Origin of the sequence: Ottowia sp. oral taxon 894 (assembly GCF_001262075.1) — a bacterium.
Taxonomy (GTDB): domain Bacteria; phylum Pseudomonadota; class Gammaproteobacteria; order Burkholderiales; family Burkholderiaceae_C; genus Ottowia; species Ottowia massiliensis.
The window spans coordinates 949455-974723 of sequence record NZ_CP012073.1; the positions used below are offsets into that span (position 1 = coordinate 949455).

Genomic DNA, 25269 nt, shown 5'->3' on the forward strand with positions numbered 1-25269 from the left:
GGACGCACAAGAGAAACGTTATGGCGAAAGAACACAAGAATCTGATCACCGGCCTGGACATAGGCACCGCCAAAGTCATGGCCGTGACTTGCGAAGTGCAGCCCGACGGCCAGCTGCGCCTGGTAGGGCTGGGCACAGCGGCCAGCAAGGGCATCAAGCGCGGCGTGGTGGTGGACATTGAAGCCACGGTAGGCAGCATTGACCAGGCCATCAAGGAGGCCGAGCAGACGGCGGGCTGCAACATCAGCCGCGTTCACACGGGCCTGACAGGCAGCCATATCCGCAGCCTCAACACCAGCGGCATGGTGATGGTCAAGGGCAAGGAAGTCACCGTGCAGGACGTGGCGCGCGCGGTGGATTCGGCCAAGACCGTCAATACGGCGGCCGACCAGCGCCTGCTGCTAGTGGAGCCGCAGGAATTCATCATCGACGGCAATCTGGTGCGCGAACCCGTGGGCATGAGCGGCAAACGGCTGCAAACGCGCGCGCACATCGTCACCGGCGCGCAAAGCGCGGCCGAAAACGTGCTCAAGTGCGTGCGCCGCTGCGGCCTGGAGGTGGACCAGATCATGCTCAACCCGCTGGCTTCGGGCCTGGCCGTGCTGACGGACGACGAGCGCGAGCTGGGCGCCGTCTGCGTGGATATTGGCGCGGGCACGACCGATGTGTCCATCTTCTTTGGCGGCGCCATACGCCACACGGCCGTCATTCCCATCGCGGGCGAGCTGATGACCAGCGACATCGCCATCGGCCTGCACACCACCATGGAAAACGCCGAGCACACCAAGGTGGAGCATGGCGTGGCCAAGCAGATGCTGGCGCCCCGCGAAGTGGATGTGGACGTGAGCGGCATGGGCGAGCAGGACTTGCGCCAGATCAGCAAGCAGGCGCTGGCGGGCGTGATCGAGCCGCGCGTGGTTGAAATCTTCTCCCTCGTTCAGCAAGTCATTCACGAGTCCGGCCTGGAAGAGCAGATGCAATCCGCAGGCATCGTGCTGACAGGCGGCAGCGCCTCCATGCCGGGCATGGTTGATCTGGGCGAAGACATTTTTCTCAAACCCGTGCGCGTGGCCGTGCCCAGGCGCGCGCAGGAAATGTCCGACATGCTGGCGCACCCTCGGGTGGCCACGGTCATGGGTTTGCTGGAAGAAGCGCGCCTGGCGCGCATGCGTGGCTTCAAAGCCGCAGAAGCGGGCGGCATCAAATTGATGTTCAGCCGTATCAGGGACTTTTTTATAGGGAATCTATGACATGAACACCATATTTCCTGCAAAATAATGCCTTGGTTTATTCATTCTCCGGATCATCCGGGGTTGTAGCAAAAGATTTCATTGACTTTCCCTCTGTGACAGCGCAGAAAACCAAATAAAGGACAGAAAAATGCCCATTGAAATGATCGACACCGATGCCAGCGGCTTCAATACAGGAACACGCATCAAGGTCATCGGCGTAGGCGGCGGCGGCAGCAACGCCGTAGATCACATGATTAACCGCAATGTGCAAGGCGTCGAATTCATTAGTGCCAATACGGATGCGCAGGCATTGGGCCGTACCCGCGCGGGTCAGGCCATTCAGCTGGGCACCAGCGGCTTGGGCGCTGGCAGCAAGCCTGACAAGGGCCGCGAAGCCGCTGAAGCCGCCGCCGACGAAATCCGCCAGGCCATCCGCGGCGCGCACATGCTGTTCATCACGGCAGGCATGGGCGGCGGCACGGGCACCGGCGCAGCCCCCGTGGTTGCGCGTATTGCCAAGGACATGGGCATTCTGACCGTGGGCGTGGTCACCAAGCCGTTTGAATGGGAAGGCGGACGCCGCATGGCCAATGCCGAGGCGGGCTTGCAGGAGCTGGAGGCCAACGTCGATTCGCTGGTCGTGGTGCTCAATGAAAAACTGCTTGACGTGCTGGGCGACGACATCACGCAGGAAGACGCCTTCGCCGAAGCCAACGATGTGCTGAAAAACGCCGTGGGCGGCATCGCTGAAATCATCAACGACTATGGCTTCGTGAACGTGGACTTTGAAGACGTGCGCACCGTCATGAGCGAACCCGGCAAAGCCATGATGGGAACGGCGACGGCCAGCGGCCCCGATCGCGCCCGCATTGCCGCAGAGAAAGCCGTGGCCTGCCCCTTGCTGGAAGGCATTGATCTCTCCGGCGCGCGTGGCGTGCTGGTGCTCATCACGGCGGCGCGCGGTTCACTCAAGCTGAACGAATCCAAAACGGCCATGGAGGCCATTCGCCACTATGCCTCGCCTGAAGCGCAAACCATCTATGGCGCGGCTTATGACGATGCGCTCGGCGATGAAATCCGCGTGACCGTGGTAGCCACGGGCCTGTCCAACCCCAACGCCATGCGCCAGCCCATGTCGGTGCTGCAAGGCGGCTTGCGCACGGGCACGGACAACGTGATGCTGTCCACGCCCGCCGCAGGCAATGGCTTCCAGACCTCCGACTTCGGTCACTTGGGCCTGTCTTCCTCGGCGTTTCGCGCCTCGCCTGCGCGCGCAGGCACCGCCCGCCCCGGCGCGCCCGCCGCGCGCCCGGCCGCCAGCAGCGGAGTGGATAACTACGATATTCCTGCCTTTTTGCGCAAACAGGCAGACTGAATTTCGCGCACGTTCCAGGCGCCCTGCCCCCAAGAGGCTGGATGGCTGTGCAAAAAGCCATCCAGCCTTTTGCCGCTTGCGTCACCGGCTTTTTTGCTGACGCGCTCCGATCACCTGAAACCATGCTTGCGCAACGCACCCTCAAATCCATCGTCCACGCCGCAGGCGTTGGCCTGCACGGCGGCAAGCGCGTTGAGCTGACGCTGCGCCCTGCGCCCGTGAACACGGGCATCGTGTTCCGGCGCACCGACCTGGCCGCGCCCGTCACCATCGCCGTGTGCGCCGATTCGGTCAATGACACGCGCCTGGCCACCACCTTGACTCAGGGCGACGTGCGCGTACGCACCATCGAACACCTGATGTCGGCCTGCGCAGGCGTGGGCATCGACAACCTCTACATCGACATCACGGCGGAAGAAGTTCCCATTCTGGACGGCTCCGCCTCCGCTTTCGTCTATCTCCTTCAAAGCGCGGGCATCGAGATCCAGCCCGCGCCCAAGCGGTTCGTGCGCGTCAAGCGGCCAGTGGAAGTGCGCGAAGGCGAAGGGTCTCAGCTCAAATGGGCGCGGCTGGAGCCGCTGCACGGCTTCACACTGAGCTTTGAAATCGAATTCAGCCACCCCGCCGTGGACGCGACCACGCAACGCGTGACGTTTGATCTGGGATCAGGCCGCTACAGCCGTGACATCGCGCGCGCGCGCACCTTCGCCTTCAGCCGCGATGTCGAAGCCATGCGCTCACATGGCCTGGCGCTGGGCGGCGGACTGGACAACGCCATCGTGATGGACGACGTGAAAGTGCTCAACCCCGATGGTCTGCGCTACGACGAAGAATTTGCCAAGCACAAGATCCTGGATGCCATCGGCGACCTCTATTGCATAGGCCACGCCATGCTGGCAGCCTACAGCGCTTTCCGCTCTGGCCATGCGTTGAACAACCAGCTGCTGCGCGCACTGCTGGCGCAGCCCGACGCTTATGAAATCGTGAGCTTCGCAGACGAGCAGCAGGCCCCAGCAGGTTTTGGCCAGCTGGCCAAAGCTTGGTAGAAAACCGCCCGCAATCCGTGCATAGATGCCAAAGGCGCCTCCGAAAGGTTCGCCATGCACCAAGGTTTTGTCAAACAGCAAAACCAGCTTGTCATATTGCCTCAAAGATAGGAGCGAACTTACGGGGCAGAAACCGCCGTTTCGCGCATATTTCACGAGGACATTCAGCTATGAATAGACAAGCATGACAGAGGTGCATCCAGCATCTGCCACCTGTTGCCTGTGCCTTCAAGAGTGCCTTTGAATCTGCTTTTGGCCTCACCTCGAAAAAGCGGGCGGGCAATAATTTGCTACTTTATCAATAGCATGATGTCCTAGTAGGGATTGCGCAAAGCAGTGTTTCATGCCTCCCAAATTCGCTCCTGTTTTTGATGCCATTTGGCAGGTGCCATCCCTCAGGGGCGCACAGCGGCCAATCGCCCGCAAGCCCGTCTGAGCTTGCGCTTTTCGCCATTCCGGGCAGATTGTGAACACGCTCTGAAAATTTGCGGGCGATAGGACACGTGACCAGCGCGTTTGTCCAACGCCTGAACTCTGCATTGTCGTGAAGGGCTGCCACAAGGCGGGAAACCGCTGGCGGAAGCGGATGCATCTGCGTTGAAGCGTCGCCGCCCTCCGCAACGCATTTCAAAAAACGGTACGCGGCCAGACGCAAGAAAGCCCGCAATTGCGGGCTTTTTCGTCTTACTTGAACTTGGGCAGGTTGAACTGCGGCGGCACGCCCAGGCGCGTGTTGATGATCCACTGCTGGGCGATGGTGAGGATGTTGTTGGTGATCCAGTAGAGCACCAGGCCCGCAGGGAAGAAGAAGAACATGACGCTGAACACGAGCGGCATGATCCACATCATCTTGGCCTGCATGGGATCGGGCGGCAACGGGTTGAGCGCCGTTTGAAACAGGGTGGTGAGCGCCATGACCAGCGGCAGGATGTAGTAGGGGTCTTTCACCGACAGGTCAGTGACCCACAGAATCCAGGGCGCGCCGCGCATTTCCACGCTGGACAGCAGCACCCAGTACAGGGCAATGAACACCGGAATCTGGATCAGGATGGGCAGGCAGCCGCCCAGAGGGTTCACTTTTTCTTCGCGGTAGATGCGCATCATCTCGCGCTGCATGTCTTGCGGCTTGTCCTTGTAGCGCTCGCGCAGGGCCGTGATGCGCGGGCTGATGGCTTTCATCTTCGCCATGCTGGCGTAGGCCTTGGCGTTGAGCCAGTAGAAGGCGATTTTCAGCAACACGACCAGGGCGACGATGGCCCAGCCCCAGTTGCCCAGCAGGCTGTGCAGCCAGTTGAGCAGGGCATACAGCGGCTTGGAGAGGATGGTGAACCAGCCATAGTCCTTGACCAGTTCCAGGCCGGGGGCCACACGCTCCAGCATGGTTTCGATTTGCGGGCCGATGAACAGGCGCGCATTGAGCGTTTCGCTTGCGCCGGGCGCTACCAGCCTGGGTTGCGTGAGCATGGTGGCTGCATACAGGTTGGGCGACACCTGGCGGGCGGAGTTTTCCAGCGCGGTTTGTTCATCGAAAGCCCAGGCGCTGGCGAAGTAGTGCTGCACCATGGCAACGTAGCCGCCGTTTGGCGATGTTTTCTGGTAGCTGGCGTCGCCTTTGGCGATGTCTTTGAATTCAACCTTCTGGTATTTCTTTTCGGGCGTGTAGAAGGCCGGGCCGGTGAAGGTGGAATAAAAGCCGGTCTCGCCCGCTTCCTTGCCGCCATCGCGCACCAGCTGAACGTAGAGCTGGGGCGAAACGGGCTGCTGGCCGCCGTTGATGATTTCGTGCGCAGTGTGGATGACGTAGGAGCCGCGCTCCAGCGTGTAGGTTTTTACAAGCCTGACGCCGCCAATTTCGGGCGATTCAAAGCGCAGGGTGAGGGTGTTTTCGCCGTCCTTGAGCGCGCGCTCGCCGCTGAACTGCATGACGGTTTCGTGCGTGGGCAAAGGCGCGCCTTGCGGGTTGGCCAGGCCGGACTGGGCCTGGTAGATGCGCTCGCGGCTGTCGTCCAGCAGCACGAAGGGTTTGCCGGGGCGGCCCGCCTCGTCATACGCCAGAAATTCGCTGTGGATGATGGAGCCGCCCCGGGTATCGAACACGAGCTTCATCACGTCGGTGGTGACTTCGATGCGCTCGCTGGCCGGTTGCAGGGCGGCTGGCGCGGCCTGGCCGGGCAAAAGCGCAGAAGCGCCGGATGCGCCCGTGGCCGCAGGCACGGCTGAAGGCGCAGCGCCCGCGCCTTGCGGCCCCTGGGCTGTGGCCGCCGGGCTGGGAAAGAACGTGGCCGGGCGGCCGTTGTGGACCTGCCATTTGTCCCACAGCAAGATGCTGGAGAGGGCAAAAACGACCCACAGGATGGTGCGGCGAATGTCGTTCATGGAGTTGGTTCGGTTGGGGAAGCGGACGCTGGCGGGCGGCGTGAAGCAGCCGGCGGCGAAGTGAAAAGACGGCAGAGGCGCGGCGGCGCGTCAGGCACGGGATCATGGCCGCCTGCACACCAGGGGCCACAGCGGCCCAGCCGCCGCAGCGTGAGGTAGCTGCCTGCCAGCGCACCGTGGCGCTCCAGCGCTTCAATGGCGTAAAGAGAGCAAGTCGGCTCAAAGCGGCAGGCCGATCCCAGCCAGGGCGACAGCAACAGGCGGTAGCCGCGAACCAGGGCAATGAGCAGCTTGCGCATGGCGAGAAAAGAAAGGCAATCCGGGAAGCGATTGGGCGGTTAGGAAAGGCCGGGCGGCAGTGAATCCGCTGCGGGCTTTGTATTTGCAGACGGCAAGGCGCGCGCGAAAAGCCGCTCCAGCTCACTGCGAACGGCGCGTTTGAGGGCAGTGGATGAAGCGCTGGGAAACTGGCTGCGGTCAAAGCCGGCGCGCAAACGCACCAGCCAGGCGCCAGCGGGCCAGCCGCCCGCCTTTTGCTGCCCCAGCGCATAAATCTGGCGCCGGATGGCGTTGCGCGTGACGGCGCGGCGCGCCCAGCGCTTGGGCGCCATCGCGCCCAGCCACACGCCGCTGGCGGGCGTGAAGACCGGTTTTTGCCTTTCGGCAGGCGTTACGGCGGCGCTGCCGCTCCACGCCAGACGGTGCAGCGCGAAATGCGCCGTGCGGGCTGCTGGCGGATTTTTGAGCACGGCCTGATATTGGGCGCGCGTTTTCAGCCGCAGCCAGGAGCGGGACGCTGCGGCTGAAAGCGCGCGGCCCGCCGCGTCTGGTTCGCCTGCTGCCCCTGCGCTCATGTGCCTTTTGAAGCCGCCGCGACGGCTCAGACGGCCAGGCGTTTGCGGCCTTTGGCGCGGCGGGCGTTGATGACGGCGCGGCCGCCGCGCGTTTTCATGCGCACCAAAAAGCCGTGCGTGCGGGCGCGGCGGATCTTGGAGGGCTGATAAGTGCGTTTCATGGCCATGATGCTTGTCCTTTTTGCAGTACGAGAGTCGGAAAAAAGCAGCTGCGCCGCAGCGCAGGTAAACGGCGGATTATCACAAATTCCGCCATCATCAGCGGGCACGGGCAATTGCCTGCCATCAGGAGCGGGATTGTGTCAAGCCGCAGCCTGTGGATAGAATTTTTGCCCGGCTCCGTTTTCCGCGCGCTTCGACCCCTGTTTCCTTTTCGCTGTCATGGGAATGCGCAAGCGCCGCAGGCTTGGCCCGCCGCCGCGCTTTCCGCGCCCTGCGCTCAGCGCCGCCCGGGCGCCACCCGCCGCTTTGGCCTGCTGCTTCATCTGCCGCCCTTCTGTTTTTCGTTTGCTGCTTTCCGCCCGTCTCTCCATGCCCAGCGCCGCCCGCCCGCCCTCTGCTTCTTCTCCAGTTGCTTCCTTCCCGCACGCCGCTTCGCCCTGGCCCGCTTGCGTCGAAGCCCTGTCGCAGCAAATCGACCAGAAGCTGTTTGACCTCTGGATCAAGCCGCTGACGGCGCAGATGGATGATGAAGGCGCCAGCGTCACCGTGTTCGCTCCCAACCGTTTCAAGCTGGACTTCGTGCGCGAGAAATACGCGGGCCACATCGCCGCCGTGCTGGAAGAAGTCTGTGGCGCGCCCGTGCAGGTGCGCCTGGCCGTGGCCGCCGCGCCCGCAGCCCGGCCCAAAGCGGCCGCCGCACGCCCGGCGCCGGCACAAGCCGCCCAAACCATCCAAACCGCCCGGCAAGAGCCTCAACAAGCAGACACGCCCGCGCTCGCCGAGCGTCCGCGCAGCCAGCTCAATCCGTCCCTGACCTTCGAGACGATGGTGGAAGGCACCGCCAACCGCATGGCGCACGCTGCCGCGCTGCACGTGGCCAGCGCGCCTGGCAAGCTCTACAACCCGCTGTTCATTTATGGCGGCGTGGGCCTGGGCAAAACGCACTTGATGCACGCCACGGGCAACCGTTTGCAGCAGCTCAATCCGCAAGCGCGCGTGCTCTACATCCACGCCGAGCAGTTCGTCTCGGATGTGGTGCGCGCCTCCATGAACAAGAATTTCGAGTCCATTCGCGAGAAGTACCACTCGCTGGACTTGCTGCTGATCGACGACGTGCAGTTTTTCACCGGCAACAAGGAAAAAACGCAAGAAGAGTTCTTCAACACCTTCGAGGCGCTGCTGGCCAAGAAAAGCCACGTGGTGATGACCAGCGACACCTATCCCAAAGGGCTGACCAACATTCACGAGCGCCTGGTCTCGCGCTTTGATTCGGGCTTGACGGTGGCGCTGGAGCCGCCGGAGTTCGAGATGCGCGTGGCCATTCTGATGAACAAGGCCGCCGCCGTGGACGTGGAGCTGCCCGAAGAAGTGGCCTTTTTCATCGCCAAGGGCGTGCATTCCAACGTGCGCGAGCTGGAAGGCGCGCTGCACAAGGTGCTGGCCTACTCGCGCTTCAATGGCGAAAAGCTCTCCATCCAGATGGCCAAAGAGGCGCTGCGCGATCTGCTGTCCATCAAGAACCGCCAGATCAGCGTGGAAAACATCCAGAAGGCCGTGGCCGACTTCTACAAAATCAAAGTGGCTGACATGTACAGCAAGCGCCGCCCTGCCGCCATTGCCAAGCCGCGCCAGATCGCCATGTACCTGGCCAAGGAGCTGACGCAAAAAAGCCTGCCTGAAATTGGCGAGTCCTTCGGCGGGCGCGATCACACCACCGTGCTGCACGCCGTGCGCAAGATCGGCGCTGACCGCAAGCAAGACACCGAACTGAACCAGCAGCTGCATGTGCTGGAGCAAACCATCAAGGGATGAAGCGTCCAGGCTGCATTCGCTCACGAATCAATAGCTGAACCCCCATATTCCTGTAGGACAAAAGACGGATTCAGGCCCGTTTCATCGCGCTCTTATCAATAGCATTTCCAAAGTCACAATACGCCGCCAGATTTCCCGGGAAAACCACATGATCGTCCTGAAAACCTCGCAAGACCAGCTCCTGTCCGCCCTGCAATCGGTGGCGGGCATCGTGGAGCGCCGCCACACGCTGCCCGTGCTGGCCAACGTGCTGCTGAAAAAGGAAGGCGGCAGCATCCAGCTCACCACCAGCGATCTGGAAATCCAGATTCGCACCCATGCCGAGCTGGGCGGCGACGAAGGCAGCTTTGCCACCACCGTGGGCGTGCGCAAGCTCATCGACATTTTGCGCACCATGCCCGCCGACCAGACCGTGAGCCTGGAGTCGCAGCAGGAAAAGCTCCTGCTCAAGGGCGGCAAAAGCCGTTTCACCCTGCAAACCCTGCCCGCCGAAGACTTCCCGCTCGTGCAGGAAGCGCCCGGCTTTGGCCCTGCCTTCAGCGTGCCGCAGAAAACGCTGAAGGATTTGCTGGGGCAGGTGTCGTTTTCCATGGCCGTGCACGACATCCGCTACTACCTCAACGGCATCTTGTTCGAGACCGACGGCAAGCGCCTGAGCCTGGTGGCCACTGACGGCCACCGCCTGGCCTTCACCAGCGCCACGCTGGATGTGGAAGTGCCCCGACAGCAAGTCATCCTGCCGCGCAAAACCGTCATCGAGCTGGAGCGCCTGCTGTCTGACGCCGCCGCGCCCGAAGGCGAGCAAGCGCCCATGATTGAAATGCAGTTCGCCGCCAACCAGGCCAAATTCAGCTTTGGCGGCATGGAGTTCGTCACCAAGCTGGTGGAGGGCAAATTCCCTGACTACAACCGCGTCATCCCGCAAAGCCCGAAGAACAGCGTCACGCTGGGCCGCGCCGTGCTGCTGGCGTGCCTGCAACGCACCGCCATCATGACCAGCGACAAATTCAAGGGCGTGCGCCTGAACCTGGAGCCGGGCACGCTGCGCATCGCCTCCAGCAACGCCGAGCAGGAAGAGGCGGTGGATGAGCTGGACATTGACTACGGCGGCGACGCCATCGAAATCGGCTTCAACGTCACCTACCTGATGGACGTGCTCTCCACCCTCAAGCAGCAAGAGATGATCACCATCGGCCTGCAAGACGCCAACAGCTCCGCGCTCATCACCTTGCCGGGCGATGACAACTTCAAATACGTCGTCATGCCCATGCGCATCTGAGCCAGGGCGCACAAAGCGGGCGGCGGCCCTCGCGCCCGCTTCTCCCCCATGCCTCAGTCAGCCCCTGAAATAGCTCCTGATTCAATAGCAACAAGTCCTAGTGAAACGTGCGCAGAAGGCCTTTTCAGGCACCTCGAATTCGCTCTTTTTCTTGATGTAAACCGCCTCGCCCAACCCGCCCCGCACGGCGGGTTTCGGCTTTTCAAAAGCAGCCCGCGCGCGCTCTTGCGCCACGGGCCACAGCCCAGGCCCCTCTGAAAGGATCATTCCCATGACCGAAGAAAACACCCCCGCGCCCGACGCCCTGCCGCCCGCAGACGGCGGCGGCTACGGCGAAGGCGCCATCCAGATTCTTGAAGGGCTGGAAGCCGTGCGCAAACGCCCCGGCATGTACATCGGCGACACCAGCGACGGCACGGGCCTGCATCACCTCGTGTTTGAAGTGGTGGACAACTCCATCGACGAGGCGCTGGCCGGTTTTTGCGACGACATCCTCATCACCATCCACGGCGACAACTCCGTGAGCGTGGCAGACAACGGCCGGGGCATTCCCACCGGCGTGAAGATGGACGACAAGCACGAGCCGCGCCGCAGCGCCGCGCAAATCGCCCTCACCGAACTGCACGCGGGCGGCAAATTCAACCAAAACAGCTACAAAGTCTCCGGCGGCCTGCACGGCGTGGGCGTGTCCTGCGTCAATGCCCTGAGCCAGTGGCTGCGGCTGGTGGTGCGCCGCGAAGGCAAGGTGCACGAACTCCAGTTCTCGCGCGGCATCGTGCAAAACCCCCTGCTGGAAAAGGTGGACGGCGTTGAAGTCTCGCCCATGCGCATCACTGGCGACACCGATCAGCGCGGCACCGAAGTGCGCTTCCTGCCTGACACCGACATCTTCCGCGAGAACCACACCTTCCAGTACGACATCCTCGCCAAGCGCCTGCGCGAGCTGAGCTTTCTGAACAACGGCGTGCGCATCCGCCTGATCGACGAGCGCACCGGCAAAGAAGACGACTTCGCCGGCAGCGGCGGCGTCAAAGGCTTTGTCGCCTTCATCAACGGCGCGCGGCGCGTGCTGCACCCCACCACGTTTTACGCCAGCGGCAGCCGCCCCGCCGAAAGCTACGGCGGCATCGCCGGCACCGAAATCGGCGTGGAAGTCGCCATGCAGTGGAACGACGGCTACAGCGAACAAGTGCTGTGCTTTACCAACAACATCCCCCAGCGCGACGGCGGCACGCACCTCACGGGCCTGCGCGCGGCCATGACCCGCGTCATCGGCAAATACATCGCCGACAACGAACTGGCCAAGAAAGCCAAAGTGGAAGTCTCCGGCGACGACATGCGCGAGGGCCTGTGCGCCGTGCTCTCGGTGAAAGTGCCCGAACCCAAGTTCTCCAGCCAGACCAAGGACAAACTCGTCTCCAGCGAAGTGCGCGCGCCGGTGGAAGACATCGTCGCCCGCGCGCTCACCGACTTCCTCGAAGAAAACCCGGCCGACGCCAAAATCTTGTGCGGCAAGATCATCGACGCCGCCCGCGCCCGCGAAGCCGCCCGCAAGGCCCGCGAAATGACCCGCCGAAAAGGCGTGCTCGACGGCATGGGCCTGCCCGGCAAGCTCGCCGACTGCCAGGAAAAAGACCCCGCCCTGTGCGAGATCTACATCGTCGAGGGCGACTCCGCCGGCGGCAGCGCCAAGCAGGGGCGCGACCGCAAGTTCCAGGCCATCCTGCCCCTGCGCGGCAAGATTCTCAACGTCGAACGCGCCCGCTACGAAAAACTCCTGTCCAGCCAGGAAATCGTCACCCTCATCACGGCGCTGGGCACCGGCATCGGCAAAACCGACCCCGAATCGGGCAAAGGCAGCCAGGACGACTTCAACATCGACAAGCTGCGCTACCACCGCGTCATCATCATGACCGACGCCGACGTGGACGGCGCCCACATCCGCACCCTGCTGCTCACCTTCTTCTACCGGCAAATGCCCGAAATCGTCGAGCGCGGCCACATCTACATCGCCCAGCCGCCGCTCTACAAAGTCAAGGCCGGCAAAGAAGAGCTGTACCTGAAAGACGCCAACGCGCTGGAATCCTTTCTCACCCGCATCGCCCTGCGCGACGCCACCTTGCACACCGGCGGCGAACAACCGCGCGCCCTTTCCGGCGAGCCGCTGGCCGATCTGGCCCACAAATTCCAGGTCACCGAACACATCATCGAGCGCCTGAGCCACTTCATGGACGCCGACGCCCTGCGCGCCATCGCCGGCGGCGTCACGCTCGATGTAGACAACCTGAGCGCCAGCGCCGAAGCCCTGGCCCGCCGCCTGCAAGCCGACCAAATCAACGGCAACGCCGTGCGCGTCACCCACGAAACCGACCCTCGCACCGGCGCGCCCCTGCTGCGCATCAGCCGCCGCAAGCACGGCAACACCAAAAGCAGCGTCATCACGCAAGACTTCATGCGCGGCGCCGACTACGCCGCCCTGCACGACGCCGCCCTCACCTTCGGCCAGCTGCTGGGCGCCGGCGCCAAAGTCACGCGCGGCGAAGGCGAAAAAATGCGCGAGGCCGCCATCACCAGCTTTCACCAGGCCATGAACTGGCTCATCAGCGAAGCCGAACGCACCACCGCCCGCCAGCGCTACAAGGGCCTGGGCGAAATGAACCCCGAGCAACTCTGGGAAACCACCATGGACCCCGCCGTCCGCCGCCTGCTGCGCGTGCAAATTGACGACGCCATCGAAGCCGACCGCGTTTTCACCACCCTCATGGGCGACGAAGTCGAACCGCGCCGCGAATTCATCGAAACCAACGCCCTGCGCGCCATGAACATCGACGCCTGAAGACCTTGGGCCTGGCCAGCGGAGCGGAAACAGCAGACAGACGCAGACGGAAAGCGAAAGGCGTTATTCCGCTCCTCTATTCATAGCATCAGGTCCTAGTGGAAAGTGCGCAGAGCGATGTTTTTACCCCATTAAATTCGCTCTCTTTTTAGGATCTATTGGCCCCGCACTGCCTTGGCATACCCGGTGATCCTGCTGAGTGAAGAGGAGCGGAAAAGCACCCCCCTTTCCTTTACTGAAGCCGTGCCTCATGCCTGAGCGCACTGGCGGCCCTGTCCGCAGTGGACCCGCGCCAGTTTGGTGAATGGAGCGCCGTTATCTGATGGAGGGCTTTCTTTTCCAGACTCAAGCAGCCCAGGCGGCGCCATCCTCTCACTTCAATGCCTGACCAATGGGATTCGGCCCGCATGGTCATGACTTCACGATTGCCAGAGCGATCTTTCGGCAGGGCCAAGGCGGTTTGTCTCCCTCACCCAGCCTGCCGGCCTGTGCAGTCCGCGCGATCCGCGAGGGACGAAAGGACGGATCGGAATGAGCGGCAAGGCGTGTCCACAGCCTTGCACTTCTTGCTTCATTCTGAAGAGCAAATCCAAGGCCAAGAAAATGCCTCTCCCGCATGGTTTAACGGGATTTGATGCTATTAAACAAGTAGCGAAATAAGCGATTACCGGGGGACTGCAAAGACCGGTTCATGACCGGGCTTTGAACAGGTTCTGCGCGCTGCATCGGCGCTGTTGGCGCAGCCCTTTTGCCTCACGGCTTCCAGCGCCGCAGCAGCAGCGCGTTGCTCATCACGCTCACCGACGACAGCGCCATGGCCGCGCCTGCCAGCACGGGGCTGAGCAGGCCAAAGGCGGCCAGCGGGATGCCCGCCGTGTTGTAGATGAAGGCCCAGAACAGGTTCTGGCGAATCTTGGCGACCGTGCGGCGCGAGATGTCCAGCGCGGCGGGCACAAGCGCGATGTCGCCGCGCATCAGGGTGATGCCGGCGGCGTGCATGGCCACGTCGGCGCCGCTGCCCATGGCCAGCCCCACATCGGCGGCAGCCAGCGCGGGGGCGTCGTTCACGCCGTCGCCCACCATCGCCACCGCGCCGCCTGCGGCCTTGAGCCGGGCGATGGCCTCGGCCTTGCCGCCGGGCAGCACGTCGGCCAGCACTTCGCCCGCCTCGGGCTTCAGGCCCAGGCGGCGCGCCATGCCCTCGGCGGCGCTGCGGTTGTCGCCGGAAATCATCACGGCGCGTATGCCCTGCCGGTGCAGCGTTTCAATGGCCTGGCGCGCGCCGGGCTTGGCTTCGTCGCCAAAGGCCAGCAGCGCCACGGCTTGCGGCGGCGCATCGCTGCCTTCATCGCTGCCTTCATCGCCGCCCGCATCGCCTGGCCGCACGGCCATGACGGACACCGTGGCTCCTTGCGCCTGCTGCTCTTGCAAGGCGGCGGCAAAGGGCGACAAGTCCACGCCCAGCTCCTGCATCCAGCGCAGGCTGCCGATGAGCACGGCCTGCCCCTGCACCACGCCTTGCGTGCCGCGCCCGGGCACGGCGCGCGCGTCTTGCGGCGCTTCGGTCTTGATGCCTTGCTGCTGCGCGGCGGCCAGCACGGCGCGCGCCAGCGGGTGTTCGCTGCCCGATTGCAGGCTGGCGGCTTGTTGCAGCGCGCCCGCTTCCTGCACGCCGGGCGCGGGCAGCAGGCGCAGCAGGCGCGGCTGGCCGACGGTGAGCGTGCCGGTTTTGTCGAAAGCCACTGTGCGCACTTTGTGCGCGGTCTCCAGCGCCACGGCGTCTTTCACCAAAATGCCGTGGCGCGCGGCCACGCCCGTGCCCGCCATGATGGCCGTGGGCGTGGCCAGCCCCAGCGCGCACGGGCAGGCGATGACGAGCACGGCCACGGCGCGAATCACCGCCCCTTCCACGCCCAGCCCGGCCAGCCACCAGCCCGCAAAAGTCAGCAGCGCCAGCCCCAGCACCACGGGCACGAACACGGCGGCCACCTGATCGACCAGCCGCTGCACGGGGGCCTTGACGGCTTGCGCGTCTTGCACCAGACGGATGATGTGCGCCAGCACGCTTTCGCTGCCCGCCGCCGTCACTTGCAGGCGCACGCGGCCTTCGCCGTTGATGGCGCCGCCCGTGAGCTTGTCGCCCGCCGCCTTGGGCACGGGCAGCGGCTCGCCGGTGAGCATGGATTCATCCACTTGCGTGCTGCCTTCGGCCACCACGCCATCGGCCGGAATGCGCTCGCCGGGGCGCACGGCCAGCATGTCGCCCGCGCGCAGCTCATCGACGGGAATGTCCTTTTCGCTGCCGTCCCAGTCAATCAAATGCGCCACCTCGGGCCGCAGCGCGTGCAGCGCGCGTATGGCCGATGTGGTTTGCCGCTTGGCGCGCTCTTCCAGCCACTTGCCCAGCCGCACCAGCGTCACCACCACGGCGGCGCTTTCAAAGTACAGATGCGCGGAAGCGCCAGCGTCCGCGCCGTGCGCGTGCCCGCTGCCCGGCGCTGAAAACAGCCACATCCACACCGAAAGCAGCCAGGCCGCCGTGGTGCCCACCGACACCAGCAGCTCCATGTTGCCGCTGCCGTTTTTCAGCGCGTGCCAGGCCGATTTGTAAAAACGCGCGCCCAGCACAAATTGCACCGGCGTGGCCAGCGCGAACTGCACCCACGCGGGCGGCATCCACGCCACGCCCAGCGGCATCAGCAGCATGGGCAGCACCAGCGGCGCGCACAAAAGCAGCCCCAGCCCCACGGGCGCAAAGCCCGCCCACGGGCCGCCTTCGGGCGCGGCCAGCGCGGCATCGGCGGCGCGCGGCTCGTAGCCCGCGTCGCGCACGGCGCGGCGCAGCAGCGCCGGCATGCTGGCCGCGTCTGCGCTGGCGGCATATGTCACGCGCGCGCTTTCGGTCGCCAGATTCACCGCCGCCTGCTGCACGCCTGGCACTTTTTTCAGCGCCCGCTCCACGCGCGCCACGCAACTGGCGCAGGTCATGCCGCCCACGCCCAAGTCCAGACTGTGAAGGGAAGTGTTTTCGTCGTTCATGCCCGTAGTGTGCGCCTTGTCACGAGCGCGCTGCCAAACCGCCCCCATCGCCCTATCGGCTGAATGGAAAACGAGCGGCTGAACATGCGGGCGGCTATCTCGCAAGCGCCACGCCAGCGCGAACCGGTTGATGAGTGGCCGCTGGCATCCGCAAACCGGAAACTTCTTGGCGCGTCTCGCCCGGTCTGCCACCCGCGCCCTGCTCCACTCCAGCTCTTTTTCCCGCGCCCGCAAGGCAGGCCGTGAACAAGTGAAGCGGCGAAGCCGCCCTGCTGCGAATAAAGCCGGACGAAACAGTCCGCAACAAGACTGCGGCCCGGCACTGTTAAGGTGAGCGCATTCAGCAACATTTTTCTTCTGAAAGGAGCTTGAAATGCCGTTGCACTTTCATCGCATCAACGCCGTCCGCGCGTTCATGGCCTGCCTGCTGGCGCTGACCGCCTGGCTGGCGGCCTGGCCCGTCCACGCCAGCGGCAACTCGCCCCAGGCCGCTGAATCCCTGCGCCAATATCGTGAAGCCAAGGCGCGCGGCGAATACCCTGAACCCGAGCGCGTTGGCCCCAGCCGCGCCCGGCAGGCCCGCAGTCCGGCGCGCCGTGCCGCGCCTGATGCCGAAGAAGCGGAGGAAACGCAAAACCGCCCACGCCCCTTCAGCTCTGGCGCCAACCCGCGCGCCAATCCAAATCTCAGCCTCAAAAGCTGCCTGGATCACGTTGGCATCAATCCCGTAGCGCGCAGCCGCTGCATGCGCCAGCACTGCCAGGGCCGCTGGGGCAAGGGCCAGTGCCCGGAAGGCGGCGATCTCCTCTCGCACCAAGGCAACAGCGCCCGCACGCCCTTGGGCCAGTGTCTGCGCCAGGCTGGCAACAATCCGTTCAAGCGCAACGCCTGCGGCTGGAAGCACTGCAACAAACGCTGGGACGCAGCCGAATGCCGCCAATTCAAGGTGCGTCAGCCCGAACCGGCCAATTGAGACCGTTCGGAGCCTGTCCGTGGATGCAAAAGCGCAGACTCGGGGCCAAATTCCCGCTGGGCTGCAAGGCCCATCTGCGGTTGGCGGCCCATTCCGGTCCACCCCCATCGCGGCCAGGCTTTAAACAGGTTCTGACATAAAAGCCGCTACGCCCATCGCGCAAACGGCTTGCGACTGGGTTCAAGCTTTTCCCTCATGGCTGACGGGTTTGCCCGTCAGCCATTTTTCTGGCCGCCGCTTCAGCGCCCAACTGGCGGCCGGTTTCTTGAAACAGCCCCATGCGTGCGCACGGCGCACGAAACGCGCTGGCAGGGAATGGATGCGGAGCATGCTTCGATATAGCTCCTTTATCCATAGCAATAGGTCCTAGTGAAAAGGGTGCAAACCGGTATTTATGCCCCTCAAATTCGCTCCTGTTTTTGATGCACTCTGGCAAGCTCAGGGCAAAGGCTGATCGGGAAAGCAGGAAAACGGCTGGCCCAGGCAGGCCGCCGGGCGCGAGCGGCCTGCGGCAAAACCTCAATCTGCCTTTTTCGGCGTGATTTGCGCCACCCACTCGCGCGGCGCCAGCGGAAAGCCCAGGCGCTCACGGCTGTCGTAGTAGCTTTGGGCCACGGCGCGCGCCAGGGTGCGGATGCGGCCAATATAGGCAGCGCGCTCGGTCACGGAGATGGCCCCGCGCGCGTCCAGCAAGTTGAAGGTGTGGGCGGCCTTGAGCACTTGTTCGTAGGCGGGCAAGGCCAGTTTTTCTTCAATGAGTTCCAGCGCTTTTTTCTCGTGCGCGGCAAAGGCGGCGAACAAAAAATCGGCATCGCTGTGCTCGAAGTTGTAGGCCGATTGCTCCACTTCGTTTTGGTGATAGACGTCGCCGTAGGTCAGCCCCTCGGTCCACAGCAGCTTGTAGACGTTGTCCACGCCTTGCAGGTACATGGCCAGGCGCTCCAGCCCGTAGGTGATTTCGCCCGTGGCGGGGCGGCAGTCAATGCCGCCGACTTGCTGGAAGTAGGTGAACTGCGTGACCTCCATGCCATTGAGCCACACCTCCCAGCCCAGGCCCCAGGCGCCGAGCGTGGGGTTTTCCCAGTCGTCTTCCACAAAGCGCACGTCGTTTTTCTTCAGGTCAAAACCCAGCGCGCGCAGGCTGCCCAGGTACAAATCCAGGATGTTGTCCGGCGCGGGCTTGAGCACCACCTGGTACTGGTAGTAGTGCTGAAGGCGGTTGGGGTTGTCGCCGTAGCGGCCATCTTTTGGGCGGCGGCTGGGCTGCACGTAGGCGGCTTTCCACGGCTCCGGGCCGATGGCGCGCAAAAAGGTGGCCGTGTGGCTGGTGCCCGCGCCCACTTCCATGTCATACGGCTGCAAAAGGGCGCAGCCCTGATCGGCCCAGTATTTCTGGAGGGTAAGGATGATTTGCTGGAAGCTGAGCATGGTGACATCAGGCGCGTGCAAGCGCCATTGAACGGATGAAGCAGGCAAAGCGCAGGATTCTAGGCGGCGCGACCGTGCGGGACGCAAGCAGAACAAGCGCTTCGCCCTGCTCTGCGCCGCTCACGTGGCAGTCCGGCGCTTGCGTATTACGTAGGCAACAATCGGTACTCCCTGTATTTGATGCATCCATTTGGAACAATCATTGCCAATTTCACTTGATAGACGTAAAAACGCGTAATTCTGTTCTTGTGTCATGCAAGCTTTGTGCGAATTCAACTTAAGGAGAAAACATGGTTCATCGTACTGTGACTGTTTTGCGCCATTTCGCTGGCGCTGTTGCCCTGGCGGCCCTGGCCAGCGCGGCCCACGGCCAGTCTGCGCTTTCACTCACCTGCCCCACAGCCGCAGCAGGCCCGGCCACGCCCCTGACGTTTGCCACAGGAGCCGGCTGGGAGCGGCAGCACAGCGGCTCATGGGCTGCTGCCACTACTACATACAAGAACAGCGCCTGGTACCCATCCGGCAGTACGCCTCCCGCAGGGACGGCGTGGCTATCGCCCGCCGACCCGGCCACCAACCCAACGTTCGACACCACCAACCCCATTCCTTTCCGCTCGCCAAGCATTCAGGTGAACAACCGCATTGACCTGAGCAGCATCCAGACTTCCATTCAGGTATCCGTGGATAACGACCTGCTGCGAACGGGCGTGTCCAACACAGCCAATCCCGGCGGCGCTTTCGTTACCACCGCGCAGTCTGGTTTTGGCGCGCTGAGCGCCGCATTCACCCCGGCGCTGGCCTGGACCCACGGGGCCAACCAACTCATTTTCGAGGTCAAGAACGCTGAAGCTACGCTGGACCCAACAACCCCGATGGGCATTTACGCTACCGTGACCGTCACCGCCAATTGCAACGCCGCGTCCGCCAGCACCGTGCAGGCCGTGCCCGCTGACGCGCCTTGGGCGCTATTGCTGGCGGGCCTTGGTGTGGCAGGCTTGGCCGCGCGGCAGCGGCAGGCGCGCCGCCAAGACAAAAACGGCGCCGTCTGACCGCCAGAGCACTTTCCGAAACCATGCCGCCGCTGCTCCGCACGGCGGCATTTTTTTGCCTGCCTTCACCAGCCAGGCGCAAAGCAACTTCACGCGGCAAAAATTTGCCCGCCAGCGGCGGGTTTCGACGCAGAAGAAGCGTGCGGATGCTGATTTCACCGATGCAGCGGCCGCGCGCATTCGCCGCTATCACGAGTGGCAGAAAAAGCAGGGCGGCGAAACCGCTTCGTACCGCGACGAGGACGGCACTTTGCTGGGCCAGAAAGTCACGCCGCTGGACCGCGTGGGCATTTACGTGCCCGGCGGCAAGGCGGCCTACCCTTCCAGCGTGCTGATGAACGCCGTGCCCGCGCACGTGGCGGGCGTGGGCGAAATCATCATGGTCGTGCCCACGCCGGGCGGCGAGCGCAATGCGCTGGTGCTGGCCGCCGCGCACGTGGCGGGCGTGAGCCGCGCTTTCACCATTGGCGGCGCGCAGGCCATTGCCGCGCTCGCTTACGGCACGGCCTGCGTGCCGCGCGTGGACAAGATCACCGGCCCCGGCAACGCCTACGTGGCCAGCGCCAAAAAGCACGTGTTCGGGCAAGTGGGCATCGACATGATTGCCGGCCCCAGCGAAATCCTCGTGCTGGCCGACGGCACGACGCCGCCGGACTGGGTGGCGATGGACTTGTTCAGTCAGGCCGAGCACGATGAGCTGGCGCAAAGCATTCTTCTTGCCCCGGATGAAAGCTACATGCGGCAAGTGCATGAGGCCATGCAGCGCCTGCTGCCTGCCTTGCCGCGCGCGGCCATCATCGCCAAAAGCCTAGCCGGGCGCGGCGCGTTCATTCACACCCGCAGCATGCAAGAGGCCTGCGAAATCGCCAACCGCATTGCGCCCGAGCATCTGGAAATCTCCAGCCGCGAGCCGCACCGCTGGGAGCCGCTGCTGCGCCATGCCGGGGCCATCTTCCTGGGCGCATACACCAGCGAATCGCTGGGCGACTACTGCGCCGGCCCCAACCACGTGCTGCCCACCAGCGGCACGGCGCGTTTTTCGTCGCCGCTGTCGGTGTACGACTTTCAAAAGCGCAGCAGCCTGATTGAAGTGAGCGAAGCCGGCGCGCAAAAGCTGGGCCGCATCGCCAGCGTGCTGGCCCACGGCGAAGGCTTGCAGGCCCACGCCAGGGCGGCGCAAATGCGGCTGAAATGAATATTGCAAGGCGAAAATCTTGATTATCAAGAAGGTAGACGACAAAACCAGCAAGCTGGAATTGCTGGAAGAGTTACAAAAATCCCCCTCGTCGAATGCGCACCCAAAAGATTGCCTGGCCGAAGAATTGCACAATATATGCCATGACATACGGGGTTGAAAAGACGCGGACTTTTATATTAACCCAGTTATACAGACGATAAGGATACATGCCGTATTAAATGATTTTCGTATATCAATAGACGGCGAAACGGCGCAAATCGATCACGTGCTGATCGGGCGGTTTTTCGTTTTTCTGGTGGAAACCAGGAATTTCAACGGCAACGTCACCATCAACGAACATGGCGAATTTTCCGTCAAATATCCCAACGGCAAGCAAATAAGCACTCCTTCGCCGCTGGAGCAAAGCTGCGGGCATGAAAGAATATTTTTGAAACTGCTGGAGCGGCTGGATATTCGCACTTTCAGCGGCACACCGTTGAAAGTGGAACACATCGTTCTCTTTTGGCACAAATCCATCATCAAAAGGCCCGATGCCAAAAAGCTCGACACATCCAATATTATCAAGGCCGATGCACTACGCACTTGGCACAACCAATTCATGGAACGCCAGCTTTCCATTGTCAAAACCCTGGTCTGGGGTATCAATGCTTTCCGCAGCGGAGAAACCATTCGCGAATGGACCGAGAAAAGCAAACGTCAGCACCGGCCGGCCGATTTGCTGGAATTGCCTGATTCCATGAAGCCGCAAATGCAGGCGGCCGCGTCCATTTAGCCGTCGCCCGTTTCAGCGGAACCCCTTGTCAAACCCGTTTGCGTCACCTGCGGCAAAGCCCTGACGGCCCGCGTGACGCAGTTTTGCCGCAGCCATGCCGAGGCACTCGGCGGTCAGTTCTATTGCTATCAGCCCGCTGGACGCCCCCGATGCCCGGCGTGCGCCAGCGGGACCAGATCAGGCAAGGCTTCTTGCATCAAAAAGAGGAGCAAATTCAGAACCCATAGAAACGGTCATGTCGCTGTGTATACGGGAATAGATTGCTATTGATCAAGGAGCTGAATCAGGCGCATCCCTAATGCCGGCCCGGCCCTGATCCAGTCCCTGAGCGAGTGACTGCCCCGTATAGCCATCGTGCACGTATTCCCACCACAGGTCATGAGGCGGCGGGCCCCTGAACCACGATGCCTGCGGGTTCAGGTAGCGCGCCCGCACCACGGCTTCCATGTCCAGCAGGCCCGCCCGCGCACCGGGCGGCGGCATCAGCACCACCCGGCGCGCACTGAACATGTCATGGCGCAGGCTGTCGCGGGACAAGTCCAGCCCCCAGCGCCACGCGGAGCACCCGGCCCGCACGGTCTGACCCAGCAGGGTGGCTACGTCCAGTGCCACGCTGAAGATGGCGTCGTCGCCCGTGCGGTCGCTGGCCGCCCAATATTCATCCTGCCGGTGTTCGGGGCGATAAGGCGCATCCGGCCAGCAGGCGCGCGTCCAGTCAATCAGCCGCGCCAGGAGATCAGCCGCTTCGTCCCACGACCGGGGCGGCTCCTCGCCTAAGGCCAGCCCCGTTGCGGCTGCCAGCGCACGCAAGGCAGCCAGCCGCTGCGGCAGCGTCTGCATGAACCAGTCCAGGTTTTGCTGCGCCTGCTCCAGCGCAATTTGCCGCCCCAGGCCCCGGTACGGCGGCATGTGCGCCGGATATTCGGCGAGCGCTTGCCTGAAAGCCTGCCTGGCATCAGGCGCCGGCTGGTTGCCAAGCTCGGCAGTGGAAGAGCGCCACAGCCAGTTTTTCAGCTTTTCAAGCATGGCACGACGCCAAAGTCATTGCTTAAGAAAACCACCCTTTGACGGCATTGAATGCCTTGGTGGCCACATTTTCTCCTGCCAAACCGCCCACGATACCACCGACTATGCCGCCAATGACTGTACCCACTCCAGGCACTACTGAGCCCAAGGCTGCTCCGGCTGCCGCTCCGGCCCAAGCGCCACCTGCTCCTCCTGCAAGGCTGGTTACTTTACCTGCCATGTTGATACCTATTCTGTTGCCATCGGCTTGAAAAGCGCTGCCAATTTCCAATGCACTGATAGCTATTCCAATGGGACGAGCCACTTTGCCTGCAAATTTGACAGCCTTGCCCGCCTTTGCGAAAGTACTGCTTTTTTTCAGTGCTGTAGTACCTTGGTCATATAACTGGCGGCCTCGCACTTGTGCCGCAGGACCAAGGCTCTTTTGTTGTGCCAAAACCGCAGCGTCTTTATCTATTTGCATGCGCACATTAGAACCTTGGGCTGTGCTAGGCAGGCTCTTTCGTCCCACCTTTGATTCGATGTGGATTTCTTCTGACAGCGTTGGATGTCCTTGGTGCTTAGTAGCAAGAATATCAACATCCCGCTTGCCAAGAGGCGTATTTATTTCGACATTTCTCTTTACGGTATAGCCTTGGGATTCCAGCCGGTCAGCTATGGCTTTTTCAGCTATATCGCCGTTGTAGTTGTTGGTTTGCTTAGCTGGTACGCCGACAGCTTGCGTTTGTGCGGCATTAGCGACTGAGCCTGCATGCGAGGGGTGTGGAGTTTGTCCGTTGTGCTGAATGCCTGCCGCGTTCAAAATTGGCCCAATGAGCCTGATGCTCCTCCCTTACCAGTAACTGGTGAAACTGAAAATCCCCAATTCTGAATATAACGTGCTGGGTATTGTCTGAAAATGTCCGCACTCCGATCCAGCAAGTGCCGACCATACCGGGCACCGTCCGTCGCACGTGAAAGAAGTCTGTTGCCCTCTCCAACTAGCCCATGGCTCGTTCCCCGCACGATGCCTCCAATGGAACTGGGCGACGGATCGGGTGAAGAAGATGAACCCAATTGGGAATCCGTATCTAAGCCGAGTAGTTGCAAGCGTTCTTGGGCATTGGACAAATTCCAGCGCAAAGTGTCTACATGAGCCGGCGCCGGCCGAGACACGATGTCGGTCGTCAAAGCCCGCTGACGGACACTGGAAGAAATAGAAGAAGAGTCAATGGTATGCATGACGGTTGCTTTCCCTTTCCCACAAGAGAAGTACAAGAGTGCACTTATGCTGCAAGAAAAGAGCACACAAAGCTACTGGTATCGATGCATGGCCGGCAAAGAGCCTGTCGGTGAACTCCTTGCCGTTGTCGGTTAACACCTTGTAATCCGGATCGGACAGGCCTTGTGCAATGCCCGCAGAAAGGCCTGCGCACTGGCTGCCATCTTTTGTGTGTCTTCAGTTACACGAACACCCAGCGCGTGGCCCTGTCGATGGCCACAAACAAATAGCGCCGGCTGCTCTCGTCCTGCATCTGGCGCAGGTATTTGACATCTACGTGCACATAGCCGGGCTCATAGCTCTTGAACACCTGGTGTGCTGGCTGCGGGAACGAGGGTTTTAGGGCGTTTGGATTACCCACGGCGTGGCGGCGCAGGCAGCGGTCCAGCCCCGAGCGCGACACACGGGGGCAGATGAACTCCCTGGTGACCGCCAGCAGGTCATCCAGCGGCAGCAGCAAGCTGCGCCACAGATGCACCACAATCGCCTCCTGGGCAGGAGTCAGGATAGTCTGCAGGCGATGTGCAGCGTGGGAGCGATCGTCAAAGGACTAGCGCTTCTTCCACTTGTACACAGTTTGCTCGGTAATACAGACAGTAGCGCTGTGCCAGGATAGGATGCTGGCGGACTCTTGGCTGGCAGCAATCTCGGCACGCACGGCAGGCGTGGTGCGTGCGTTCTTGTGCAAGGAAATCAGCATGGCCTGGCTCCCGAAGTGGATGACATGGACTCTAGCAACTCTTGCAGAACAAGCCCGGGCCATGAAAAGAGGATAGCGTTTTGAGTCTATGCAATCACCCGGGATGTGACACTTAGGAAGCAAACACTTCAGTTTGGTATGGCTCCAAAAAGGCTCGATGCCGTTGACGTGTCTGCAGCCCTTGACGAATTCGTTGCTGCCGTGATTGACCCGAAAGTGCGGTACCGCTACCGCGCGGGCATACCTTGGCGCGACTTGCCCGAACGCTTGGGTGACTTTCGTGTGATTCACCTTCGTCATTCGCGCTGGAGCAAAAAAGCAAGGCGCACAGGCCATCGGGCGCAGCCGGGGTGACTTGAGCAGCAGGATTCACGCCAGCGTGGATGCTTTGGGCAAGCCCACAGGCTTTCATCTGATGGCAGGGCAAGCGCCTGATCTTCAGGGCGCTGATGCATTGCTGCCCCAGCTGCAGATCCATACCGGTTATTGCCGACAAGGGCTATGACGCGCAGCAGCGGGGCATTGAGCCACTGCTGGCTGTGGGCAAACAAAGCAGAGGTGATTCCATCACGCCGCACCAACAAGCGCCAGAGTGGATATGACGCTGTGCTGTACATGGCGCGCCATGTTATCGAGAACTGCTTTGCCAAGCTCAAGCAGTATCGGGCTATTGCCACGCGCTACGACAAGACGGCAAGCAACTTCTTGGGGGCTATCCACTTGGCTGCTGCCGTGATTTGGATGGTTTGGTGACATACTCTAAGCTCCTTGCAAAAACTGAAAGGGGATGTGTATGCGCACGCCGTTGCCTGTTTTTCGTGCCATCCGGCTATGGACAGTGGCAGCCGCAG

19 protein-coding genes and 3 pseudogenes are annotated in these 25269 nt (G+C 62.4%); 11 read left to right on the top strand and 11 right to left on the bottom strand.

What is annotated here, in order from left to right; all coding sequences use genetic code 11:
• Positions 1-20 precede the first annotated feature (20 nt).
• From ftsA to lpxC, 3 genes are all read left to right on the top strand, one after another.
• Positions 21-1250: a cell division protein FtsA gene (ftsA, locus tag ADJ79_RS04015; protein ID WP_050714895.1), complete on the top strand. Its 1230-nt coding sequence runs from the start codon at positions 21-23 to the stop codon at positions 1248-1250.
• 130 nt (positions 1251-1380) lie between these two features.
• On the top strand, positions 1381-2607 hold the full coding sequence (ftsZ, locus tag ADJ79_RS04020) for a cell division protein FtsZ (protein ID WP_050714896.1): 1227 nt from the start codon (positions 1381-1383) through the stop codon (positions 2605-2607).
• A gap of 122 nt (positions 2608-2729) precedes the next feature.
• Entirely contained in the window at positions 2730-3653 is a 924-nt protein-coding gene (lpxC, locus tag ADJ79_RS04025) for a UDP-3-O-acyl-N-acetylglucosamine deacetylase (RefSeq protein WP_050716390.1), read from the top strand.
• A 684-nt stretch (positions 3654-4337) separates the two neighbouring features.
• Here the strand turns inward: lpxC and yidC are convergent.
• The 4 genes from yidC to rpmH are packed head-to-tail and all read right to left on the bottom strand — an operon-like array spanning position 4338 to position 7044.
• Positions 4338-6029 (bottom strand): membrane protein insertase YidC, encoded by a 1692-nt coding sequence (gene yidC / locus ADJ79_RS04030; protein WP_050714897.1) that lies wholly within the window; start codon positions 6027-6029, stop codon positions 4338-4340.
• The gene (yidD, locus tag ADJ79_RS04035; RefSeq protein WP_050714898.1) at positions 6026-6328 is read right to left on the bottom strand and encodes a membrane protein insertion efficiency factor YidD; all 303 of its coding nucleotides are present in this window, start codon (positions 6326-6328) and stop codon (positions 6026-6028) included. Before yidD ends, yidC begins: the two co-directional genes overlap by 4 nt.
• A 39-nt stretch (positions 6329-6367) precedes the next feature.
• Positions 6368-6883, bottom strand: a complete 516-nt coding sequence (locus ADJ79_RS04040; RefSeq protein WP_082202892.1) for a ribonuclease P protein component — start codon at positions 6881-6883, stop codon at positions 6368-6370.
• Positions 6884-6909: 26 nt separating this feature from the next.
• Positions 6910-7044, bottom strand: coding sequence for a 50S ribosomal protein L34 (rpmH, locus tag ADJ79_RS04045; protein WP_006299042.1), 135 nt, complete (start codon positions 7042-7044; stop codon positions 6910-6912).
• A gap of 370 nt (positions 7045-7414) precedes the next feature.
• On the opposite strand from rpmH, the gene dnaA reads away from it, so the two are divergent.
• The 3 genes from dnaA (at position 7415) to gyrB (ending at position 12972) form a co-directional block, all read left to right on the top strand.
• A complete protein-coding gene (dnaA, locus tag ADJ79_RS04050; protein ID WP_082203355.1) occupies positions 7415-8857 on the top strand; it encodes a chromosomal replication initiator protein DnaA in 1443 nt (480 codons plus the stop codon).
• A 148-nt stretch (positions 8858-9005) separates the two neighbouring features.
• Positions 9006-10136 carry a DNA polymerase III subunit beta gene (gene dnaN / locus ADJ79_RS04055; protein ID WP_050714899.1) on the top strand — a complete coding sequence of 377 codons (1131 nt, stop codon included), beginning with the start codon at positions 9006-9008 and terminating at the stop codon, positions 10134-10136.
• 271 nt (positions 10137-10407) lie between these two features.
• A complete protein-coding gene (gene gyrB, locus ADJ79_RS04065; protein WP_050714901.1) occupies positions 10408-12972 on the top strand; it encodes a DNA topoisomerase (ATP-hydrolyzing) subunit B in 2565 nt (854 codons plus the stop codon).
• A 753-nt stretch (positions 12973-13725) separates the two neighbouring features.
• Here the strand turns inward: gyrB and ADJ79_RS04070 are convergent.
• Complete coding sequence (locus ADJ79_RS04070) at positions 13726-16011, bottom strand: cation-translocating P-type ATPase (RefSeq protein WP_050714902.1); 2286 nt, start codon at positions 16009-16011, stop codon at positions 13726-13728.
• Between the two features lie 373 nt (positions 16012-16384).
• On the opposite strand from ADJ79_RS04070, the gene ADJ79_RS04075 reads away from it, so the two are divergent.
• Positions 16385-16984 carry a hypothetical protein gene (locus tag ADJ79_RS04075; RefSeq protein WP_050714903.1) on the top strand — a complete coding sequence of 200 codons (600 nt, stop codon included), beginning with the start codon at positions 16385-16387 and terminating at the stop codon, positions 16982-16984.
• Positions 16985-17164: 180 nt separating this feature from the next.
• Here the strand turns inward: ADJ79_RS04075 and ADJ79_RS13990 are convergent, their stop codons facing one another.
• Both ADJ79_RS13990 and glyQ read right to left on the bottom strand, forming a co-directional pair.
• Positions 17165-17314 (bottom strand): hypothetical protein, encoded by a 150-nt coding sequence (locus tag ADJ79_RS13990; RefSeq protein WP_156304014.1) that lies wholly within the window; start codon positions 17312-17314, stop codon positions 17165-17167.
• A 189-nt stretch (positions 17315-17503) separates the two neighbouring features.
• Positions 17504-18412, bottom strand: a complete 909-nt coding sequence (gene glyQ / locus ADJ79_RS04080) for a glycine--tRNA ligase subunit alpha (RefSeq protein ID WP_050716393.1) — start codon at positions 18410-18412, stop codon at positions 17504-17506.
• Positions 18413-18702: 290 nt separating this feature from the next.
• Between glyQ and ADJ79_RS13995 the strand changes: the two genes are divergently transcribed.
• The 3 genes and pseudogenes from ADJ79_RS13995 to ADJ79_RS04095 all read left to right on the top strand — a co-directional run bounded on the left by ADJ79_RS13995 (position 18703) and on the right by ADJ79_RS04095 (position 21431).
• Positions 18703-19461, top strand: a complete 759-nt coding sequence (locus ADJ79_RS13995) for a hypothetical protein (protein ID WP_156304015.1) — start codon at positions 18703-18705, stop codon at positions 19459-19461.
• A gap of 151 nt (positions 19462-19612) precedes the next feature.
• A pseudogene (gene hisD / locus ADJ79_RS04090) lies at positions 19613-20656 on the top strand (histidinol dehydrogenase); the annotation flags it as partial.
• A gap of 205 nt (positions 20657-20861) precedes the next feature.
• Positions 20862-21431 (top strand): nuclease-related domain-containing protein, encoded by a 570-nt coding sequence (locus ADJ79_RS04095; RefSeq protein ID WP_256381515.1) that lies wholly within the window; start codon positions 20862-20864, stop codon positions 21429-21431.
• A gap of 270 nt (positions 21432-21701) precedes the next feature.
• Here ADJ79_RS04095 and ADJ79_RS04100 read toward each other — a convergent pair whose 3' ends face one another.
• The 4 genes and pseudogenes from ADJ79_RS04100 to ADJ79_RS14005 all read right to left on the bottom strand — a co-directional run.
• On the bottom strand, positions 21702-22457 hold the full coding sequence (locus ADJ79_RS04100; RefSeq protein ID WP_050714906.1) for a hypothetical protein: 756 nt from the start codon (positions 22455-22457) through the stop codon (positions 21702-21704).
• Between the two features lie 22 nt (positions 22458-22479).
• Entirely contained in the window at positions 22480-23259 is a 780-nt protein-coding gene (locus ADJ79_RS15390) for a glycine zipper domain-containing protein (protein ID WP_156304016.1), read from the bottom strand.
• A 516-nt stretch (positions 23260-23775) separates the two neighbouring features.
• Positions 23776-24418: pseudogene (locus tag ADJ79_RS04110) on the bottom strand (DDE-type integrase/transposase/recombinase); the annotation flags it as partial.
• 132 nt (positions 24419-24550) lie between these two features.
• A pseudogene (locus ADJ79_RS14005) lies at positions 24551-24637 on the bottom strand (IS1595 family transposase); the annotation flags it as partial.
• A gap of 282 nt (positions 24638-24919) precedes the next feature.
• Between ADJ79_RS14005 and ADJ79_RS15150 the strand changes: the two are divergent.
• On the top strand, positions 24920-25171 hold the full coding sequence (locus ADJ79_RS15150) for a transposase (RefSeq protein WP_082202895.1): 252 nt from the start codon (positions 24920-24922) through the stop codon (positions 25169-25171).
• The last annotated feature ends 98 nt before the right edge of the window (positions 25172-25269 follow it).

Excerpts from the sequence above, each read along its gene's own strand:
- ftsA (WP_050714895.1), top strand. The coding sequence starts at position 21 with ATGGCGAAAGAACACAAGAATCTGATCACCGGCCTGGACATAGGCACC.
- ftsZ (WP_050714896.1), top strand. The coding sequence starts at position 1,381 with ATGCCCATTGAAATGATCGACACCGATGCCAGCGGCTTCAATACAGGA.
- lpxC (WP_050716390.1), top strand. The coding sequence starts at position 2,730 with ATGCTTGCGCAACGCACCCTCAAATCCATCGTCCACGCCGCAGGCGTT.
- yidC (WP_050714897.1), bottom strand. The coding sequence starts at position 6,029 with ATGAACGACATTCGCCGCACCATCCTGTGGGTCGTTTTTGCCCTCTCC.
- yidD (WP_050714898.1), bottom strand. The coding sequence starts at position 6,328 with ATGCGCAAGCTGCTCATTGCCCTGGTTCGCGGCTACCGCCTGTTGCTG.
- ADJ79_RS04040 (WP_082202892.1), bottom strand. The coding sequence starts at position 6,883 with ATGAGCGCAGGGGCAGCAGGCGAACCAGACGCGGCGGGCCGCGCGCTT.
- rpmH (WP_006299042.1), bottom strand. The coding sequence starts at position 7,044 with ATGAAACGCACTTATCAGCCCTCCAAGATCCGCCGCGCCCGCACGCAC.
- dnaA (WP_082203355.1), top strand. The coding sequence starts at position 7,415 with ATGCCCAGCGCCGCCCGCCCGCCCTCTGCTTCTTCTCCAGTTGCTTCC.
- dnaN (WP_050714899.1), top strand. The coding sequence starts at position 9,006 with ATGATCGTCCTGAAAACCTCGCAAGACCAGCTCCTGTCCGCCCTGCAA.
- gyrB (WP_050714901.1), top strand. The coding sequence starts at position 10,408 with ATGACCGAAGAAAACACCCCCGCGCCCGACGCCCTGCCGCCCGCAGAC.
- ADJ79_RS04070 (WP_050714902.1), bottom strand. The coding sequence starts at position 16,011 with ATGAACGACGAAAACACTTCCCTTCACAGTCTGGACTTGGGCGTGGGC.
- ADJ79_RS04075 (WP_050714903.1), top strand. The coding sequence starts at position 16,385 with ATGCCGTTGCACTTTCATCGCATCAACGCCGTCCGCGCGTTCATGGCC.
- ADJ79_RS13990 (WP_156304014.1), bottom strand. The coding sequence starts at position 17,314 with ATGCTCCGCATCCATTCCCTGCCAGCGCGTTTCGTGCGCCGTGCGCAC.
- glyQ (WP_050716393.1), bottom strand. The coding sequence starts at position 18,412 with ATGCTCAGCTTCCAGCAAATCATCCTTACCCTCCAGAAATACTGGGCC.
- ADJ79_RS13995 (WP_156304015.1), top strand. The coding sequence starts at position 18,703 with ATGGTTCATCGTACTGTGACTGTTTTGCGCCATTTCGCTGGCGCTGTT.
- ADJ79_RS04100 (WP_050714906.1), bottom strand. The coding sequence starts at position 22,457 with ATGCTTGAAAAGCTGAAAAACTGGCTGTGGCGCTCTTCCACTGCCGAG.
- ADJ79_RS15150 (WP_082202895.1), top strand. The coding sequence starts at position 24,920 with ATGACGCGCAGCAGCGGGGCATTGAGCCACTGCTGGCTGTGGGCAAAC.